This window comes from Brevibacterium paucivorans (genome assembly GCF_016907735.1).
GTDB classification, from domain to species: Bacteria; Actinomycetota; Actinomycetes; order Actinomycetales; family Brevibacteriaceae; genus Brevibacterium; species Brevibacterium paucivorans.
On record NZ_JAFBCP010000001.1, the window covers coordinates 561,720 to 581,178 of the forward strand.

At 57.3% G+C, this 19,459-nt stretch carries 17 protein-coding genes and 1 tRNA gene; 4 read left to right on the forward strand and 14 right to left on the reverse strand.

Annotated elements, in window-relative coordinates; genetic code table 11:
* Positions 1–19: 19 nt before the first annotated feature.
* The 4 genes from JOE56_RS02685 to JOE56_RS02700 form a co-directional block, all read right to left on the reverse strand.
* On the reverse strand, positions 20–676 hold the full coding sequence (locus tag JOE56_RS02685; RefSeq protein WP_204514712.1) for a 50S ribosomal protein L25/general stress protein Ctc: 657 nt from the start codon (positions 674–676) through the stop codon (positions 20–22).
* A 204-nt stretch (positions 677–880) separates the two neighbouring features.
* Complete coding sequence (locus JOE56_RS02690) at positions 881–1,852, reverse strand: ribose-phosphate diphosphokinase (RefSeq protein WP_102237524.1); 972 nt, start codon at positions 1,850–1,852, stop codon at positions 881–883.
* A complete protein-coding gene (glmU, locus tag JOE56_RS02695; protein WP_204514713.1) occupies positions 1,849–3,300 on the reverse strand; it encodes a bifunctional UDP-N-acetylglucosamine diphosphorylase/glucosamine-1-phosphate N-acetyltransferase GlmU in 1,452 nt (483 codons plus the stop codon). Before glmU ends, JOE56_RS02690 begins: the two co-directional genes overlap by 4 nt.
* Positions 3,301–3,327: 27 nt before the next feature.
* A tRNA-Gln gene (locus JOE56_RS02700) sits at positions 3,328–3,399 on the reverse strand.
* Between the two features lie 50 nt (positions 3,400–3,449).
* Here JOE56_RS02700 and JOE56_RS02705 point away from each other — a divergent pair.
* Together JOE56_RS02705 and pcrA are read left to right on the forward strand one after the other, a co-directional pair.
* Positions 3,450–3,809, forward strand: coding sequence for a hypothetical protein (locus tag JOE56_RS02705; protein ID WP_204514714.1), 360 nt, complete (start codon positions 3,450–3,452; stop codon positions 3,807–3,809).
* A gap of 81 nt (positions 3,810–3,890) precedes the next feature.
* Entirely contained in the window at positions 3,891–6,200 is a 2,310-nt protein-coding gene (gene pcrA, locus JOE56_RS02710) for a DNA helicase PcrA (protein ID WP_204514715.1), read from the forward strand.
* A gap of 68 nt (positions 6,201–6,268) precedes the next feature.
* On the opposite strand, the gene JOE56_RS02715 is transcribed toward pcrA, so the two are convergent.
* From JOE56_RS02715 to purN, 5 genes are all read right to left on the reverse strand, one after another.
* Positions 6,269–6,451, reverse strand: coding sequence for an antitoxin (locus JOE56_RS02715; protein WP_204514716.1), 183 nt, complete (start codon positions 6,449–6,451; stop codon positions 6,269–6,271).
* Positions 6,452–6,593: 142 nt separating this feature from the next.
* Entirely contained in the window at positions 6,594–7,727 is a 1,134-nt protein-coding gene (locus JOE56_RS02720; protein ID WP_204514717.1) for an acyl-CoA dehydrogenase family protein, read from the reverse strand.
* 10 nt (positions 7,728–7,737) lie between these two features.
* Positions 7,738–8,856: a CaiB/BaiF CoA transferase family protein gene (locus tag JOE56_RS02725; RefSeq protein ID WP_204514718.1), complete on the reverse strand. Its 1,119-nt coding sequence runs from the start codon at positions 8,854–8,856 to the stop codon at positions 7,738–7,740.
* Positions 8,857–9,261: 405 nt separating this feature from the next.
* A complete protein-coding gene (gene purH / locus JOE56_RS02730) occupies positions 9,262–10,794 on the reverse strand; it encodes a bifunctional phosphoribosylaminoimidazolecarboxamide formyltransferase/IMP cyclohydrolase (protein ID WP_204514719.1) in 1,533 nt (510 codons plus the stop codon).
* Positions 10,787–11,401 carry a phosphoribosylglycinamide formyltransferase gene (gene purN / locus JOE56_RS02735; RefSeq protein WP_204514720.1) on the reverse strand — a complete coding sequence of 205 codons (615 nt, stop codon included), beginning with the start codon at positions 11,399–11,401 and terminating at the stop codon, positions 10,787–10,789. The genes purH and purN overlap by 8 nt, the downstream gene beginning before the upstream one ends.
* Before the next feature lie 57 nt (positions 11,402–11,458).
* On the opposite strand from purN, the gene JOE56_RS02740 reads away from it, so the two are divergent.
* Positions 11,459–11,896: a cyclin family protein gene (locus JOE56_RS02740; RefSeq protein ID WP_204514721.1), complete on the forward strand. Its 438-nt coding sequence runs from the start codon at positions 11,459–11,461 to the stop codon at positions 11,894–11,896.
* On the opposite strand, the gene JOE56_RS02745 is transcribed toward JOE56_RS02740, so the two are convergent.
* Positions 11,885–13,072: a cell division protein PerM gene (locus tag JOE56_RS02745; RefSeq protein ID WP_204514722.1), complete on the reverse strand. Its 1,188-nt coding sequence runs from the start codon at positions 13,070–13,072 to the stop codon at positions 11,885–11,887. The genes JOE56_RS02740 and JOE56_RS02745 overlap by 12 nt on opposite strands.
* A 188-nt stretch (positions 13,073–13,260) precedes the next feature.
* Here JOE56_RS02745 and JOE56_RS02750 point away from each other — a divergent pair, with 188 nt between their 5' ends.
* Positions 13,261–14,385 (forward strand): zinc ribbon domain-containing protein, encoded by a 1,125-nt coding sequence (locus JOE56_RS02750; RefSeq protein WP_204514723.1) that lies wholly within the window; start codon positions 13,261–13,263, stop codon positions 14,383–14,385.
* A 58-nt stretch (positions 14,386–14,443) separates the two neighbouring features.
* On the opposite strand, the gene JOE56_RS02755 is transcribed toward JOE56_RS02750, so the two are convergent.
* The 4 genes from JOE56_RS02755 to JOE56_RS02770 all read right to left on the reverse strand — a co-directional run bounded on the left by JOE56_RS02755 (position 14,444) and on the right by JOE56_RS02770 (position 19,457).
* The gene (locus JOE56_RS02755; protein WP_204514724.1) at positions 14,444–15,844 is read right to left on the reverse strand and encodes an amidase; all 1,401 of its coding nucleotides are present in this window, start codon (positions 15,842–15,844) and stop codon (positions 14,444–14,446) included.
* Positions 15,845–15,934: 90 nt separating this feature from the next.
* Positions 15,935–17,686: a dipeptide ABC transporter ATP-binding protein gene (locus JOE56_RS02760; protein ID WP_204514725.1), complete on the reverse strand. Its 1,752-nt coding sequence runs from the start codon at positions 17,684–17,686 to the stop codon at positions 15,935–15,937.
* Positions 17,686–18,510 (reverse strand): ABC transporter permease, encoded by an 825-nt coding sequence (locus JOE56_RS02765; protein ID WP_204514726.1) that lies wholly within the window; start codon positions 18,508–18,510, stop codon positions 17,686–17,688. Before JOE56_RS02765 ends, JOE56_RS02760 begins: the two co-directional genes overlap by 1 nt.
* The gene (locus tag JOE56_RS02770) at positions 18,510–19,457 is read right to left on the reverse strand and encodes an ABC transporter permease (protein WP_204514727.1); all 948 of its coding nucleotides are present in this window, start codon (positions 19,455–19,457) and stop codon (positions 18,510–18,512) included. Before JOE56_RS02770 ends, JOE56_RS02765 begins: the two co-directional genes overlap by 1 nt.
* Positions 19,458–19,459 lie beyond the last annotated feature (2 nt).

The following is a 19,459-nucleotide window of genomic DNA, read 5'->3' on the forward strand; positions in this document are numbered from 1 at the left end:
CCCACTCAGTTTACGGCGATTACTCGTCGTCAGATGATTCTTTAGCAGCTTCGTCGGAAGGCTCAGCACCGGTTGATGCTGCAACTTCTTCGTCGACTGCTTCGGATTCGAGCTCAGATTCGAGTTCAGCTTCGGTCATTTCAGCTGCGACGTGGATGAGCATCATGTCTTCGTCGTCAACCAGTTCGACGCCTTCTGGCAGTTTCACATCCTTTGCAAGGAGGTGGTCACCAACTTCGCGTCCTTCGATGGAGAGTTCGAAGTGTTCGGGAATCTGGGTGGCGTCTGCCATAACACGCAGAGTCTGGGTTTCAACCGAAACAAGGGTTCCAGGAGCAGCGTCGCCAACTGGCGAAACTGGAATGTCAACCTCAATCTTTTCACCGCGCTTCACGATGATGAAGTCAACGTGGATGATGTCGCGGCGAACCGGGTGGCGCTGGATGTCACGAGCAACTGCGAGGCTCTTGAGCTTGCCATCAGCAGTCGAGATCTCGACCAGCGAGTTTGGGTTCTTCATCGCCATCATAATGGCGTGGCCGTCAAATGAGAGGTGAGCAGGTTCGGATCCGTGACCGTAGAGCACTGCAGGAACACGTCCAGCGGCACGGGTACGGCGGGCATATCCCTTACCGTAGTTCTCACGGAGTTCGGCTTCGAGCTTAATGTCAGCCATGATGTCCTTTCGTGTGGTTTATCCAAACCACGGCGACAGTTTTCGCGGTCAGATAACACCTTCACGAATAACCGCGTCGATAACGGAGAAGTCTTTCCTCCCTCGCCGAGGCGAGAAACATTCTATACGGTGACGCTCATTAAGCGCAAAAGCAGGCGCACGCGTCAATCGACGCGTGCGCGCAGACTTGTTTGGTGGATTTCGTTAAATGTTGAAGAGGCTCGTAACCGAACCGTCCTCGAATACTTCGTGAACTGCTCGTCCCAAGAGCGGAGCGATCGACAGAACGGTGAGCTTGTCGAAGATCTTTTCTTCGCTCAGCGGAAGCGTGTTTGTCACGATCACTTCGTTAGCAACCGAGTTCTTCAACCGCTCTACTGCAGGCCCGGAGAACACCGGGTGCGTTGCCACAATGACAACTCCGGTTGCACCGTCAGCCATACACGCCTCGGCGGCCTGCACAATGGTGCCACCCGTGTCGATCATGTCATCAACGAGAACGCACATGCGCCCCTTGACGTCACCCACCACGCGGTTGGCTTTGGTCTGGTTTGGACGGTCAATGTCGCGAGTCTTGTGGATAAATGCCAGTGGGCAACCACCCAAAGCAGCCGACCAGTTCTCAGCGACCTTGATGCGTCCCGCGTCTGGGGAGACAACCGCGAGTGGTTGCTCATAGTTGCTCTTGACGTAGTCAGACAGGATCGGCAGGGCGACCAAGTGGTCCACGGGACCGTCGAAGAAGCCCTGGATCTGTGCGGTGTGGAGATCCACGGTGATGATGCGGTCGGCGCCTGCAGTGCGGTACAAGTCAGCGACGAGGCGGGCGGAAATAGGTTCACGTCCGCGGTGCTTCTTGTCCTGGCGAGCGTATGGGAAGAATGGGGCGATAACAGTGATGCGCTTGGCCGATGCACGCTTCAGTGCGTCAACCATAATGAGCTGTTCCATCAACCATTCGTTGATGGGTGCGCAGTGGCTTTGCAGAACAAATGCGTCACATCCGCGTACAGACTCAGAAAAGCGAACATAGATTTCGCCGTTCGCAAAGTTGTACACATCAGCTGGAAGAAGCTCAGTACCCAGATTTTCTGCGACTTGCTGGGCTAGCTCTTCGTGTGCACGCCCAGAAACGAGAACAAGTTTCTTTTCGCCTGCGGCGGTAATCGAGTTCACTGTTCGTCCGTCTCCTTGTTGGCAGAAGCAGCGTCGGCAGCGGGGGTTCCTGGTCGGTTCTTAACCACCCACTCTTCAATATTACGCTGAGGCGCAACGGTTATGGCCAGTGCACCTGCAGGAACATCCTTTCGAATGACCGTACCGGCTCCGGAGTATGCTCCGTCGCCCACGGTCACAGGTGCGACGAACATGGTGTCGGAGCCTGTGCGCACGTTGTCGCCCACTACAGTGCGGTGCTTGTTCACACCGTCATAGTTGACGAAAACGCTCGATGCACCGATGTTGGAGTTCTTACCGATCGTCGCGTCACCCACATACGTGAGGTGCGGAACCTTCGAACCAGATCCGATCTGTGCGTTCTTCGTTTCGACAAACGTGCCGATCTTGCCGTTTTCACCCAAGTCCGTTCCGGGACGCAGATATGCAAACGGACCTACCGTTGCACCTGCTCGCACCACGGCGAGTTGAGCGTGAGTCCGGATGACCTGCGCGCCTTCTCCCACCTCGGTGTCTGACAGGGTGGTGTCCGGGCCAATCACAGCTCCGGTAGCGATATCGCACGCTCCGTGAAGCTGAACGCCCGGAAGGATGGTGACGTCAGGGTTCAGGGTCACATCCGAGTCGATCCACGTGGTGTCAGGATCCACGACCGTAACGCCGGCACGCATCCACTTCTCGACGTTGCGTCGGTTGAGCTCTTTTCCAAGTGCTGCAAGCTGGACCCGGTCATTTGCACCTTCGACCTGCCACACGTCGTCAGTGGCCAAAGCAGCAACAGCCGACCCCTGCGAGCGGGCAATACCGATCACGTCCGTGAGGTACTTTTCGCCCTGTGCGTTGTCGGTTCCAACCGAAGCCAAAGATGAACGCAACACTCCGGCGTCAAAAGCGTAGATGCCCGAGTTGATCTCGGTGATTGCGCGCTCTTGTTCCGTGGCGTCCTTTTCTTCCACGATCTTCTCGAGTGTCCCGGTCGCGTCGCGCACGATCCGGCCGTAACCCCGAGGTTGTTCCACGTGAGCGGACAAAACCGTAGCCGCGTTGGAGTGTTCTTCGTGGAAAGCCACCAAGTCGTTAATGGTGTCCGCTTCCAACAGAGGGACATCGCCGTAGGTCACTACGACGGTTCCAGTGAGGTCTTGTGGAAGTTGGGTGAGCGCACACTCAACGGCGCGCCCGGTACCCGGAACGTCATCTTGATCTGCCACCAGCACCGCGCATTCACGTGCCTGGGCGATCTGTGAAACGTGTTCACCCACTCGGTCACGCTCGTGGCGCAAAACGACGACCAGGTGATCGGGGTTGACACCCGCAGCCGCATCGACTGCGTGGTGCAACAGTGATCGACCACCAATAGGGTGCATCACTTTGGGCGTGGAGGACTTCATACGGGTTCCCGCTCCAGCGGCGAGAACGATTACGGCAGCTGGCGACTGCTGCGTCATGTGCACTCCTTGAACTAGCGGCGCTAGCTCCGCCCCTAGGATTCGAACCTAGACTGCACGGCTCCAAAGGCCGGCGTGCTGCCATTACACCAGGGCGGATTGTTCATACGATGAACAGGCTTTTCTATCTTGCCATTAAGATGGGAAACATGGAAATTCTGCGCAACATTCTACTTATTTTGCACCTGGTCGGAATGGCCATCATCGTTGGTGGCTACTTTACATACATGCGTTCACCACGCGTGGTAGCGGGCATGTTGCACGCTTCTTTCCTGCAGGTGGTGACAGGTGTAGCTCTGGTAGGCGTAGCTGAAGCGATGGGCGGCGCTAACCACATGAAGATCGGCATCAAACTGGTCCTTGCGAGCTTGGTGACCGTGTTTGCGCTCATTGGTAACCGCAAACAGAAAGCTCACGATCAGGCCGACGGCCCTCAGCCGTCCGCCACGATGGCTCACCTAACAGGAGTGTTTGCGATCCTCGCAGTCATCATTGCAGTGGTTCTGTAACACCCTGTACTTTAACGAGCGACACCCGAGTGGTGTCGCTCGTTTGTGTATCAGCCTCCCGTCGCTTAAAAGTGAAACATCATGAACTTTGACTTCCTTGATTCGCAATCAGCCTCAGAACCCGAAAACCCGGTAGCCAACACCGCACCCGGGCAGGAAGAACTTCTCGAAAACCTCAACCCTCAACAGCGCCAGGCAGTGACGCATTCAGGCTCGGCGCTCTTGATCGTCGCAGGTGCCGGATCAGGGAAAACCACTGTCCTCACGCGACGGATCGCACACATCTTGGCCACAGGGCAAGCACATCCAGGGCAGATCCTTGCGATCACGTTTACCAACAAGGCCGCTCGCGAGATGCTGGAGCGTGTCACATCGCTTGTGGGCGATCGTGCGCGTGGCATGTGGATCTCCACGTTCCACTCTGCATGTGTGCGAATCCTTCGACGCGAGGCGCGCGACCGCACATCCAATTTCTCCATTTATGACGCGCAAGATTCTTTGCGACTCATCACACAGGTGACGAAAGAACTCGACCTCGACCCCAAGAAGTTTACGCCCAAGACCCTTCGGAATCGCATTTCGAACCTCAAGAACGAATGCATAACCGCAGCAGACTTCGAGGTCAAAGCGCAGGAAAACAACCCGCTGGAACAAGCGACTGCGCGGGTATACAGCCGGTATCAAGAACGCTTGGCTGTCGCGAACGCCTACGATTTCGACGACCTCATTATGGAGACCGTGAGGTTGCTGACGAACAACCCCGAAATCGCACGGAACTACAGGGCGCGGTTCACCCACATTTTCGTCGACGAGTACCAGGACACGAACCCGGCACAGTACGCGCTGATCCGGGTACTCGCCGGGGCGGACCTCCCTGAGCCCACCGGCCAGCTCACGGTGGTAGGCGACGCGGACCAGTCCATTTATGCGTTCCGCGGAGCCACTGTGCGCAATATCGTCGAATTCGAAAAAGACTTCCCACACGCACAGACGATTGTTCTGGAGCAGAACTACCGGTCCACGCAGAACATTCTTTCGGCCGCTAACGCCGTCATTCGGAATAACGACGACCGTCGCGACAAAAACCTGTGGACCGACCAAGGCAGTGGCGAAAAAGTAGTGGGGTGGGTCGCGTCAACCGAGCATGCAGAAGCTCAGTTCGTCGTTGACAGGATCGACGAACTCATGGACGAAACCGATCTCACCTACGGTGACTTCGCTGTCTTCTACCGCACGAACGCTCAGTCGCGAGCTATTGAAGATGCCCTGGTGAGAGCGGGACTCCCATACAAGGTTGTGGGTGGTACACGGTTCTACGAGCGCAAAGAAATCAAGGACGTCTTGGCCTACGCTCACGTTTTGTCGAACCCGTCGGATGACGTGAATCTGCGTCGCATTCTCAACGTGCCCAAACGCGGCATCGGAGATCGTGGCGAAGCCCTCGTCGCGGCACTCGCGAACCGCGAACGCATCAGCTTTTATGAAGCGCTCAAACGGGCAGAAGAAGCGCCGGGGATGACCAATCGCACCCTGGGCCCACTCCGGGCGTTCACACAGCTCCTCAACGACCTACTCGAGGCGTGCCACGGTGCACAACCATCCCGCGTACTTGAAGCGATCATGGAACAGACGGGCTATTTGGATGAACTCAACCGCAGTACGGACCCACAGGACGAGTCGCGCGTGGACAACCTCGCGGAATTGGTTGCAGTCGCTGAGGACTTCCAGCACTCGCAGCCGGAAGCAACCCTTGACGACTTCCTCGAACGTGTCTCGCTCACCGCTGACGCCGACTCTGTCCCCGATTCACAAGCCGGCGAAATCACGCTCATGACTCTGCACACGGCCAAGGGGCTGGAGTTCCCCGTCGTGTTCCTCACCGGTTTGGAAGACGGCACGTTCCCCCACCAGCGCTCGTTTACGAACGCCACGGAACTGGCAGAAGAGCGGCGTCTGGCCTACGTGGGTCTCACGCGCGCCATGCAGCGCCTGTTTGTGTCCAGGTCAGAAACCCGGTCGATGTGGGGGCAGTCGTCGTACAACCCACCCAGCCGGTTCCTGCAGGAGATCCCGTCGGAACTCGTCGATTGGCAGTCGACCGGCTCGGTCACTGCACCCGTGACCAGCTCGGCTAATCGTTCGTTGTCAGCTGGGCGGTACACCTCGGGAGGGCGCACGGCGGCTTCCGTTGGAAGGTCGGGTTCGCGGATCCGGCCACAAAGGGAGGTTCCCGAGGTCGCAGTCGGGGATACGCTCTCGCACGACTCCTTTGGTTTGGGAACTGTCGTCGAGGTGACGGGATCGGGCGATAAGACCGTTGCACATGTTGACTTTGGTTCAGAAGGTACCAAGCGTCTGCTTATGCGTTACGCGCCCGTCGAGAAACTGTAAAAGCTCTAGACACAAAACACGAGGGGCGGGAGCATGTGCTCCCGCCCCTCGTGTTCGAACGAGTGTTCTTACTCGTTTCCGAGCTTGCCGTCAGCAGCGTCGCGACCCTGGTTAACCTGGTCTTCGAACTTGCCACCGGTCTTGTCGTTAGCGAAGTCAGCACCCTTGTCGAGTGCGTCGTCGGTAACGCCTTCAGCCTGCTCGCTGTTAACTGCGTCCTTTGCCTTGTCTGCGAAGTCTCCGAGTCCCATTAATCCTCCTCGTATTACGTGGACAGTTGCGATCAGCAACCTGTCTCCAACATTTCCATCGAGTAGCTTGTGAGACAACCGCCCCTTAAGAAAACCTTGCGATTTTCACGTGACGTTCAGGTTTTCTTCGCCGTTCCTTCAGCTAACGGGTGAGCTGGCGCCCAATGATGGTGCGCTGAATCTCCGACGAACCCTCGTAAATGCGGAAGATTCGGACGTCACGGGCATAGCGCTCGAGCGGGAAGTCCCTGGTGAAGCCGTAACCACCGTGGATCTGCAGAGCTTCGTCCGTGATGAACGCAGCGGCTTCGGATGCCACCAGTTTTGCGGTTGCCGACTTGATGGTGAAGTCTTCGCCCGTGTCACGCGAGTGCGCGGCGTCCATTGTGACGAGGAATGCCTGCTGGTAGCGCGCGTAGATGTCAGCGAGTTTGAAGGCGATAGCTTGCATAGCTGCAATGGGCTTGCCGTTGATGTGGCGAGTCTTGGACCATGCAACAGCGTGCTCCATAGCCTTGCGCGAAATACCGATACTCATCGCGGCAACTTCGATACGACCTCGGTCTAGAACCTTCATCGCTGTCTTGAACCCCTGGCCTTCTTCACCAAGAAGGGCATTTGCGGGCAGTTCGCAGTCGAACGAGATTTCATACACGGGTGATCCGCGCAGACCCATCGTCTTTTCGTGGCCACCGACCACAATGCCTTCGACCTTAGCGGTGTCGACCAGGAAGGCCGAGATTCCGCGGTGGCCGGCCTCGGGGTCAGTGATGGCGTACACGACGACAAAGTCAGCGAACCCAGCATTCGTGATGAAGTGCTTGGTGCCCTTGAGGTGCCAACCGTTGTCGGTGCGCACTGCTTTTGTGCTCATTTCGGCTGGGTTAGAACCTGCGCCGGGCTCGGTGAGACCAAATGCACCAATGACTTCACCGCTGGCAGCACGTGGCAAGTAGGCGTTCTTCTGTTCGTCGGTTCCGCCAATCAGCACAGAGTCTGTGGCCAGGTAGTGCGCGGTGACGATCGACGCGGTCGAACCACATCCGCCAGCGACTGCAGCGACCATGTGGGTCATCGCGACCGAGCTGATTCCTGGACCACCGTACTCTTCTGGCAGGTTAAGTCCCATGACTCCCATGTTCGCGAGCGCCTTAATGACGTCGTGAGGAATCTCTTCAGTTTCGTCGGTTTTCGCGGCTTGGGGTTCCAGAACTTCGTTCGATAGCTCCTCGACGGCCTCGATGAGCATCTTCTCGTCGTCAGATACACCAAACATGTGCTTCCTCCTAAATTTCGTCGTTGTGTTCGCCCAGACGGGGAACTGGCAGCTCAGCGACTGGTCGCTCGCCATCAAATAACAGTGGGTGGCCCGCATAGCGGTGCCCCAAACGTTCGTCAGTGCGGATGAGGTCGCGTTCCCGGCCGAGGTCGGACTCGAGGCTCTGCTTTAAGTCCAGTACCGCTGAGCAGGGGATTCCATTCGTACCGAGGAGCTCCAGTGCTGAGTCAACAGTGTGGGGTTTGAGGGCTTCCTCGATTTCGGCGCGGAGATCCTCTTCGTTCGCCTTCCGCTTGGGGTCGGTGAGGAAACGTTCGTCGGTTGCGAGTTGTGGCCGCTCGAGCGTTTCCGCCAAGTGAGCAAACAGACGGTCGTTTGCAACAGCGATGACAATGAGACCGTCAGAGACACGGTAGGTGTCGAACGGTGCCGTGACGGGGTGTGCATTTCCTGAAGGAACCGGGGCTTCACCCGTTGAGTCGTACACCGCCACGTTAGTTGGCTGCATCGAAACCAGCACGTCGTACATGGGAATGTCGACGTGGCTTCCTTCGCCAGTGACCTTCTGTTTGAACAGCGCAGACGCGATTCCAAAGGCCGCGAGGTTGCCTGCGGCGACGTCGGCAATCGACTCCCCTACCCGGGTAGGTCCGCTTTCGACCGTTCCAGTAGCGGCCATGAGACCGCTACGTGCCTGGACCACAGTGTCGTATGCCGGGCTCTTGGCGAAACTACCGGCCTGCCCGTACCCAGAGATGGACGCGTACACCAGCTCAGGGCGTTTCGCGCGCAACTGCTCAGCCGAGATACCCAGTTTGTGAGCCACGCCGGGACGAAAATTCTCAACCACAACGTCGGCGCGTTCCAGGAGGGTGTCCAGTCGAGCCCGGTCCTCATCGGACTTCAGGTCGATCTCAACGGACTTCTTGCCTCGGTTGAGACCGGAGAAGTAAACGCTCTCTCCGTCTTTGAAAGGGCCCAAGTGTCGAGCATCATCACCCACTCCGGGGATCTCGATCTTGATGACTTCGGCACCTAGGTCCGCAAACATTGCGGTCGCGTAGGGACCTGCAAGTACTCGCGAAAAGTCTACGATTGTGACGCCAGAAAACGGTGAATGTGACATATATCAATTGTCCCAGCCCACGTCAGCACATTCACTTTCGTACGCACACGAGTGTCCAGCTAGGCGGACAAATTGCTTTATACGCCGGGTACTGTAAGCGCGAGTGTCAAGATTAAGCCAGCCAGAATCATCAAGGTGGTGACGTCAGCGATCATGCTGCGATTGACCCACCATGAACTCCGCGGACTCAGGCGAACAAATGCTAAACCAACCAGGCAAACCGCTAGAGCGATTGCTGTGTAAAGAACACTGACAAACGCCAGAGCACAGGCCCCCAGAATCCACACCAGGGTTACCAATAGGACCCAGTCGCGGCCCGTGGGGTTAGCGAATCGGCGTTTCCATACGATCCATCGTTTGGAAATCGGCCCGCGACCCTTACCTCGCCGTTTAAGCGTGGTCTTATTAGTGGAAGAAATGGCGAGTACCTGTCAGGTAGAGAGTCAGTCCGGCCGTGCGGGCAGCCTCGATCACTTCTTCGTCGCGAATCGAGCCGCCGGGTTGAACCACCGCACGAACCCCGGCTTCGACGAGCACTTCGAGCCCGTCGGCAAAGGGGAAGAAAGCGTCGGAAGCCGCAACAGATCCACGTGCTCGTTCTTCACCAGCACGGCTGACAGCCAGACGCGCGGAGTCCACGCGGTTGACCTGCCCCATTCCGATTCCAACGGATGCGCCGTCCTTTGCCAGCAGAATCGCGTTGGACTTCACCGACCTGACGGCGCGCCACGCGAACACCAAGTCTGCGAGCGTCGCGTCATCAGCTGCTTCCCCAGTGGCCAGAGTCCAGTTGTTCGGGTTGTCGCCTTCTGCCTGGTAGACGTCACGCTCTTGCACCAGAATTCCACCACTGATTGAGCGGAACTCCGTGGAAGCAAACGTCACGTCACCCAATTCCAGCAAGCGGATGTTCTTCTTTTTCTGTAGAACCTCAGCGGCACCTGCTTCAAAAGAAGGTGCGGCAACGACCTCGGTGAAAATGGGAGCGATCTGTTCTGCAAGCGCCACAGTCACCGGCCGGTTGGTGGCTATCACACCGCCGAAAGCCGAAACCGAGTCACAGTCATGAGCGCGCTTGTGCGCTTCTTCAATCGTGGAACCTACCGCGACTCCACACGGGTTGGCGTGCTTGATGATGGCTACAGCAGGTTCGTCGAAGTCGTAAGCCGTACGCACTGCGGCATCTGTGTCTTGGTAGTTGTTGTACGACATTTCTTTTCCGTGGAGCTGTGTGGCGGTTGCCAGTCCCCCACCGGTTGCGTACACGCGGGCTTCCTGGTGCGGGTTCTCTCCGTAGCGCAGAGTCGATTTCAGCTGACCAGTGGCACCAAAGAACTCAGGCTTATCGCTGTGCGAAGCAAACCATGAAGCTACTGCCGTGTCATAAGACGCGGTGTGTGCGAACGCTTTTGCGGCAAGCGTTGTACGTTCTTCAAGGGTGAAGCCGTTGCCTTCAGCGGCCGCGACTGTGGACGTGTAATCTGCTGGGTCTACGACGATCGCCACGGATGCGTGATTCTTTGCCGCAGCGCGAACCATGGACGGACCACCGATATCGATCTTTTCGATGCAGTCGTCATACCCGGCACCTGATGCGACAGTCTCGGTGAACGGGTAAAGGTTCACGACAACCAGGTCAAAGGCCTCGATGTTTAGGTCTGCAAGCTGTGCCACGTGATCGGGATTGCGGGTATCAGCGAGAATTCCCGCGTGAACACGTGGGTGGAGAGTTTTTACTCGTCCGTCCAGGCACTCGGGGAAGCCGGTGAGCTCTTCCACTTTGGTGACCTTTACGCCCGTTTGTGCGATCGTCGACGCAGTTGATCCTGTCGACACAATTTCGACGCCTGCCGAAGCCAAGCTCTGAGCGAATTCTTCTAAGCCAGTCTTGTCAAAAACGCTAATGAGTGCGCGACGAATGGGGCGTTGTTCAGACACGTGAGGACTCGCTTTCTACTGGTGTGAGTGTGACGCGACGGCCGTTAAGGGACAACGAATGCGTCGCAAGGTCGGATAGAAGTCGCACAAGCTGTGCTCGCTCAACCTTTTTAATTTTTTCGTGAAGAGTTTCTTCAGTGTCGGTGGGGCTGATTTCAATAGGAAATTGGCGGATGATGGGGCCGGTGTCCACACCCTCGTCGATGAGGTGGATAGTCGTCCCTGTCACGTGAACTCCGTGGGCCAGAGCGTCGCGCACCGCATGGGCTCCTGGGAAGCTGGGCAAAAGAGCGGGGTGCGTGTTAATGATCTTCCCGGCAAACCGCGAAACAAATTCCGGGCCCAAAATCCTCATGAGTCCCGCCGACACAATCCAGTCCGGCTGGTAGCTCTCAACAACCTCGGCAAGCGCCCGGTTCCAATCTGACCGGTCTTCGTAGGCCGAGAAGTCGACACAAAAGTCATCCACGCCTGCCTGCTGAGCACGGCGCAACACCGGAGCGTCGGGAAGATCGGAGCCCACTGCCACCACACTGTAGGGGCCGGCAGCGTCTAAAACTGCTTGGGTCAACGTTCCTGAACCAGAAGCCAACAGAAGAATACGCACGACGCCATTCTAAGCCTTGACGCTTCCCGTTCGAATTCGTGTGCCACACTAAAGAACGTGATGCCTCCCAAGAATGAAACGACTGAAAACACCACCATCGGACCAGACGTGAAGAAGCGCAGGCGTTTGGGCTACACGTTTTTAGCCCTGTGCGCCCTCTCCTTCATGTTCTCTTTCTACCGCTTGCCGTTTTCTTTGCTCGCGGGGCTGTTCTCGGTTGGAGCACTCATTTGGGGTATCCGCCTGTTCATCGCGTGCGTGCAGACGAAAGGTCCTGTCCCGATGCTCGTGTTTTCGGTCATCGGCGTGTTCGCCTCAGTGATGAGCATTTTCGCCGCCGCCGGAACGCTCATCATGTATCCGGTACAGAAATCATTCGAAGAGTGCACTACATCTGCCATCACTCAAGAGGCAAGCGTTTCGTGCCAAACCGAATATAAAAAGGGCGTCGAAGACCTTTTCAAGCAGGTGACTGGGCAACAGTTACCGAGCTGACTCTGAGTCAGGCTTTTGAGGAGTCGACGAAGAGACATAAAAGTCCCGCAGTTTTTTCATCCCCAGGCCAATTCCAACGCCACCTGCAACCCAAATAGCACTTGCAACGACAAACATCCACGGAATCACACCAGTGGTTTGCAAACCTCCTGGACCGATTCCACCGCAAAAGAACAGCGACGCCAACGCTAAGACAATGAATGTCTGAACCCCCGCGACAACTGCGTTGTGTAGCGTCGCAGACTCCGAAAACGCAATCACCAACGCAAAGGCGATAAGGGGAACAGCCACCAACGCGATTCCTTCTGGAAACGATATATGAGGGATGAGCGCAAAACTCGGAATAGCTGGTAGCGGCCCTTCAAAACCAGACATCGCCGATGCGTGAATGTCACCGCCTAAGCGAAGGGGGAAACCCGTGACCCACGTCAGCGCTCCCGCCCACACGGTTGGAGCGAACATCAATTGAACGATACCCAGCCCAACAGCGGCAATTACGGGGGCACTGTAAGCAGAAACCACCTCGGCGGCGGATGAAAAACTCCCCCACACGGCAACGGCAAGAACGACGTGCGCAGCCACGACCAGCGCAATCAGCAGTCGTGACACAAGCTTCAAGGAATCTTCGACCGCGTCGCCCCACGCAAAACTCATGCGGTCATCGCACCACCGCGCGAGGTGTTCAGCGCCTATGCGAATGCCCCACGCGGGTGCGAGGAGAAGAAGAATGATGCTCCGGCAAATACCAAAACCAGTGACGGGCGCGCCACTGATCACAAGCGCAACCACAATCACGATGAGAACGCTCAGTGACAATCCTGTGAGCCGTAACAACTGAGTTTTCAGAAGGTCGTCGGAAGGCACGCGGTCGTCCGCACGAAGCTTCTTGCCCGCCCGATACATCTGCCATGCAACCACGAGTGACAACAGCGACGGAGGCAAACTCAGAACAAAATCAGCCTGCTCAAACGGGAAACCAAAAGCGGCTAAAGCACCGCGCGTGGCCCAGTCTGGAATGGTGGAGATTGGGAGCATTTTGGCCACTGCCACCAGCCACATCACAAACGACAAACCCAGCGCGCTCAGAATAAAAATAAGGAGAACGCGGGCACCTGCCAGCGCTCCGAGCCCTAGTGGTCGAGCGAAGTCATTCAGCGATTGGGAAGTCTTTGGCACACATACATCTTGCCGTCCCAGCAACAGGTGTTCCAATCAAGACACACCCGAGATGAACCCACATGGTACCTTAGTGAAGGTATATTTAGACGTTTTGTGAGGATTATATGAGTTCAGGGAACAGCTTCCCCCCTGGCACGCCGCCACAGCCACCCCGGCCACCGCAGCACAACGGAGCCCCCAACAACATGGGGTCCGCACCTCAAACGCCTATGGGCACGGGACCTAACCAGCCACCTCGGCCGGCACCCGCCCCAGGTTATGGACACCCTCAAGCCGGGCCTCAGAAGAAGAAGTCTTCTAAGGCACCGCTTTTCATTTCGCTGGCTGCAGTTGCGGGTGTCATCCTTCTTGTCGTCGCTGGGATCATTGTGGTCAATGTTGTCAACAAACAACAGCACAGTCCCCAAGCGCTTGCTCAGTCATACGCTGACGCTGTTAACTCCGGCGACATGAAAAAGGCCAACGAAATTGCCAAGGTTCGCGTCCCTAAGGGGGCTCGCGAAGAACTCCTCGACCCACGATTCATCGAGTCCTCTCCTGACAAGGTCAGTAACGTCAAGGTCGGCCAGGTTGACCGCAAGGGCGACACGGCACAGATCGACATGTCGTACACCATCAGCGGTCAAGAGCACAGCATGAAGTTGCACGCTGAAAAGAAGGGCAAGAAGGGCCTGTTCTTCGATGACTGGCAGATGCAGGGGCCTCAGGTTCAGCCTGTGACTCTCGATACTCCCGCTAATAAGCTCAAGGTCAATGGTGAAGAAATCGACGTCGAACCTGGTTCTGCCGTATACGCGATGTACCCAGGGACTTATGACCTCGAATCGCCTGAAAGCAAATTCCTGAGCGGAGACAAGCAGTCCATTTCCTTGGGCTACCTCAGCGACGAAGACAAACAGGAACCACAGGAAGTCCGTCTGAGGGCAGATGTCAAGGACGAACTGAACAAAGAGGTTGAAAAGCTCGTCAACAAGAAGATCGACGAATGTGAGAAGTCGGGAGATTTTGAACCCAAGGGATGCGGGTTCCGAGTTGATCCGGAGTCAAGCTCTCAAGGGGTCAAGTTCAAGGACGACGTTAACGAAGGCGACGTTCATTGGAAGATCGAAAAGCGCCCCAAGATTTACGTGTCGTACTCCGGCACAATCGGAAATGGCGTGTACTTCTCTAAAGAAGAGGGCGAAGTTTCGTTCACGGCCGACTCGAAAAAGGCTGGAAAGAATGCCTGGAAGTCAATAAACAACCAAAAGTTCAAGGTTTCCGGCAAGGTCTACATCGACGGCGAGTCCGTAAAGATCGAGGACTACTGACCGTAGTTCACACCTGTGAGCCCCTGGACGCTACGTCCGGGGGCTCGCGTGTTTTTGGCTACACTCCCACGGTGCGCGCGGGAAGCTCCACGTCCAGTGTCTCTTCCAACCACAGCGACGCCGACAAAACGAATGGGTCAGCAAAGCGTGGGCCCGCAACCTGTACGCCCACAGTCCGCCCGTCGTCTGTGTAACCCGCGTGTACGGTCGAAGCCGGCTGCTCCGACATGTTGTACGGAACCGTAAACGATATGTGCCCCATGCTCTGCGACGGGTCGTTAAACGGCATGGGCCACTCAGCAGGAAACGCGGCGACGGGAGCCACCGGCGACAACACCAGGTCGAATGGTTCGGTTGCACTCACGGTACGCTTGCGCATCGAATGAATCGAGTTGTATGCATCCATGAGTTCCGGGCCAGTCACATGCGCCCCCGCCTCACACCACTGTGCAACATACGGCAAGACGTGAGCACGGTCTTCTTCACTGAGCTTCATGAGGTCGTTGTATGACCGCACGCGCCAAAACAGATCAATGAGGCTCAGCAGTTCGTCATCCATGAATGGTTCAATTTCTTCCACCTCGGCGCCCGCCCGCTCGAACTCGCGCGCAACCCCCAGCACCACCTCGGCGACCTGCGGATCAACATCCATTCCGCACCCAGCATCCACATGCACGGCCACGCGCACGTTAGCCGGGTCAAAACGGGTCTGGTACGCCCCCGCATACGGAGGGAGTTGCGTGTAGTCACGTGCATCGGAACGCCCAATCACTTCCATAGCCGCGATCACGTCGCTCATCCGACGAGCCAGCGGGCCTGCACACCGCCCTTGATACGGAACCGACAAGGGAACGCGCCCAAAACTTGGCTTGAGCGTAGCCAACCCCAGCCAGGTTCCAGGCAAACGAATCGAACCACCGATGTCACTACCGATGTGAATCGGACCGTATCCGGCAACCGCCGCGGCACCCGCGCCAGACGACGAGCCACCCGTTGTCAGGTCTGGGTTAATTGGCGAGCGCGTGATGCCGTGCAGTGACGACACTCCAGATGACAACATGCCCCAGTCCGGCATGACCGTCGAACCCACGATGACGGCACCGGCTTCTTCCAGGCGGTCCACAATAGGGGCATTGCGTTCTTCCGGTGTACGTGAACCCGGCTTGGTGCCCGACGGCATGGCGACTCCGGCGCGCGCGATGTTTTCTTTCACGGTTACGACCACACCGTCCAAGCCGCTTAACGCTTCGCCACGTTGCCAACGCCCAGCAGAATCTTGGGCTGCTTTCCGCGTGCGCTCCGAAACGGGCCCGTCACCTGTAGCGTTGTCCCACAGCGCGTTGATCGTGGGTTCGCACGCAGCAATACGCTCTGCCACAGCATCGAGCACATCAACTGGACTAAAGTCCCCGTTTGCGTATCCAGCTGTTGATTCTTGAGCGGAAAGATCCGCCAGCATAATGTGCTCCTTTCTATAGATGCGTCGACGTGTATCGACGTATTTTGACTGCGTGGTGGCCCCGTCAGCCGGTCACCACGCGGGTTGTTTTTATGCGTGATGCGCCAATGCATCCTCAAGTTGTGGTGTCGCTGCCACCAAGCTCTGCGTGTACGGGTGAGCCGGCGCGTCGTAAATCTGGTCGACTGTGCCGGTTTCCACAATTTCGCCACTCTTCATGACCGCAACGTCGCTACACAGGTAGCGCACAACGGACAGGTCGTGGCTGACGAAAATCAGGGTGAGGCCGTATTCTTCGACCAGGTCGGTCAGAAGATTGAGCACCTGCGCGCGCACCGAAACGTCGAGAGCTGAGACGGGTTCGTCGGCTACCAGGATCTGCGGCCTGCACACCAGTGCTCGAGCGATTGAGATGCGTTGCCTCTGCCCGCCAGAAAACTGGTGTGGGTACCGGTTTTCTGCTGTTTCGTCGAGCCCTACCGCGAGGAGCATTTCTCGTACTCGGGTGGCTCGCTCCTGTGCAGGAACTCCCATCGCGATGAGCGGTTCGGCGACGATTTCGCGCACTTTCATACGCGGGTCGAGCGACGCGAACGGGTCTTGGAACACGATCTGCAGGTCTTCTCTTACCTTGCGGATGTCCGCCTCGGCCCCGGCCGTGACGTCGTAGTCGCCCACGGTCACCTTCCCGCTTGACGCTGTTTCCAACCCAGACAGGATCTTCAACAGCGTCGATTTCCCTGAACCGGACTCCCCCACGATTCCGAACCGTTGCCCCGACTGGATCGTCAGGTCGATTCCATTGAGCGCGTGGACTTTGTGGGGCCGGGCAAAAAGGCGGCCGGACTTGCGTTCGTAGTCCTTCTTCAGGTCGCGAACCTCAACGACTATTCGGGGTTTTTCTCCCGCCGAGGTGTCCCCCACCTTTGTGCTTCCTTGCGCGTTCGAGTTGTCCCCGGTTTTGGAACCTTCCGTCACCGCAACGTCGTCCCCAGCTTCCTCCCGTGCCGTTTCTTCGAGGCGGTAGTTCTGAGCTGTTTGGATGGTGAAGAGACGACCGTTGTCGTCAGTCGCGGACAGGTCCGAGGCGGCTAGGAGTCCGCGCGTGTATTCGTGTTGCGGGTTGGTGAAGACGTCCTTGACCGTTCCGCGCTCCACCAGTTCGCCCTTGTACATGACCAACACGTGTTCGCACACTCGTGCAACAACTGCGAGGTCGTGGGTGATGAACAAGAGTCCTGTGTTGTTTTTCTGCACGCTGTGCCCAATGAGGTCCAGGATTCCTGACTGCACAGTCACGTCGAGTGCGGTCGTAGGCTCGTCACAGATGAGAAGCCGAGGTGAGTTCGCCATGGCGATCGCGATCACCACGCGCTGTCGTTGGCCTCCCGAAAGTTGGTGTGGGTAGGCTTTTGCAGCGGCCTGCGGGTCAGGGAGGTCCACTCGGGTCAACAGCTCAATGACCTTGTCTCGTAGGTTTGCGGTGTTCCCGTGAAGTTTCATCACTTCGGCCACTTGGTCGCCCACACGCATGAGCGGATTGAGCGCGCTCATGGGTTCTTGGAACACCATCGAGATGTCTTTTCCGCGCAGTTTGGACATCCGCGCGTCACTGAGTGTGAGCAGGTTTCCGGCGTGGCCCTGAAGTTCAATGGTTCCTGAGGATTGAAGTTCGTCGGGCAGGAGCCCCATGATCGCCGAGGCGGTGAGTGACTTTCCGGAACCGGACTCACCTATCAGCCCCACGCGTTCGCCTGATGCAAGGTCAAATGAAAGCGGTTTCACCAGTTCGGTAGTTTCGGTTGCGATACGCAGGTCTTTGACGTGTAAAAGTTCTGACATCACGACCGTCCCTTCAGTTTGGGGTCGAGTCGATCGCGGAGGCCGTCACCTAGCAGGTTGAAACCTAACACCGCGATCGCAATGGCGATGCCTGGCCATATTGCTAGTCCTGGGTGGCTTTCCAAATGCTGTTGAGAGTCGTACAGCATGCGCCCCCATGAGGGAGTTTGCGCTTGGGTGCCTAGTCCCAGGAAGGACAGACCGGCCTCGGCCAAAATAGCCAGCGCGAACGCAACCGAACACTGCACGATCACCATGCCACCGATATTGGGCAAGACGTGCGTGCGCGCAATCGCGAACGCGCTCCGATTCGCAGACTTCGCCGCCATGATGAATTCGCGACTCATCACCTGCAGGGTCCCAGAACGGGCCACCCGAGCAAACCCGGGAATTGATGCGATTCCCACCGCGATCATGGCAGGCAAGGTACCTGGACCCAGAGCAGCCGCGAAAATCATGGCCAGCAAAAGCGCGGGAAAAGCCAACAGCAAATCGTTGGTACGCATAATCAGGCCAGACAACCAGCCAAGGTTGGTCATTCCGGCCAGAATCCCTAACGGAACACCGATGACCACGGCGATTCCCACCGCGACGGCACCCACATACAGCGTGATCCGCGCACCCATCATGACCCACGTGAGAGTGTCGCGACCGTACTGGTCGGTCCCTAACCAGTGCTCAGGAGTCGAACCTGACAACCGAGCGTCCAGGTGGTTGGGCGAATACGGAGTCCAAATGAAGCTGATGAGCGCGGTGATAATGATGAGAGCCACAAATACCAGGCCAACGATCAGGCTCATGTTCGAAAAGAAGCGCTTGTTCACTACGCTGCCCTCCTCACACGCGGATCAAGTACCGGGTACAACAGGTCAATGATGGTGTTGAGCGCCAGCACCAGAACCACCAGAACCAAGACGATTCCCTGAACCGTGATCAGGTCACGATTGCTCACGGCCCGCACCAGTTCTGACCCCATTCCGGGGATCACAAACACTTGTTCGATCACCACGGCACCAATGAGCAAAGTCGCTAACTGCACACCCGCAACCGTGACAACGGGGATCGCGGCGTTGCGCAGACCGTGCTTCACCAACGCACGGCCCTTTGTTTGGCCCTTTGCACGCGCGGTCCGCAAGAAGTCCTCACCCATGACATCCAGAACCGCTGAACGCACATACCGCGTCAAAATAGCCGCCTGCACCAAAGCGAGCGCACAGACCGGAAGCACCAAGCGGATGAGAAACTCTCCAAAACCTTCCGACGGCGCTTTCCATCCCGACGACGGGAACCATCCAAACTTGAGCGAAAACAGCATAACCAGCAGGATTCCCGCCAAGAAGTTGGGGATTGCAACCCCAATCTGGCTGGCACCGGAAATCAGTGAACCCACCACATTCTTGTGGTTGACAGCAGCCAACGTCCCCAACGGAACGGCGACAGCAAGAGCCACAACCATCGACGCTAGCACCACAATGAGCGTCACCTGGATCGAGTCGGCAATGACCGGGGCGATCGGAGCTTGCGTCACGTACGACGTACCAAAGTCACCCACGAGCACATGGCCGATCCAATCGAAGTACTGCACCACGATAGGACGATCCAAGCCGTACTTTTCTTCCAGAGCCGCTACCGCCTCGGGCGTGGCGCTGGTCCCCAACGCAACCTGCGCGGCATTACCCGGCAGGATCTGCATGAGTGCGAACACCACCACCGAGGCGACTGCCGCTGTCAGGACAAACTGAAGCAGTCGACGTAGAAAGTAGCTTGTCAAAA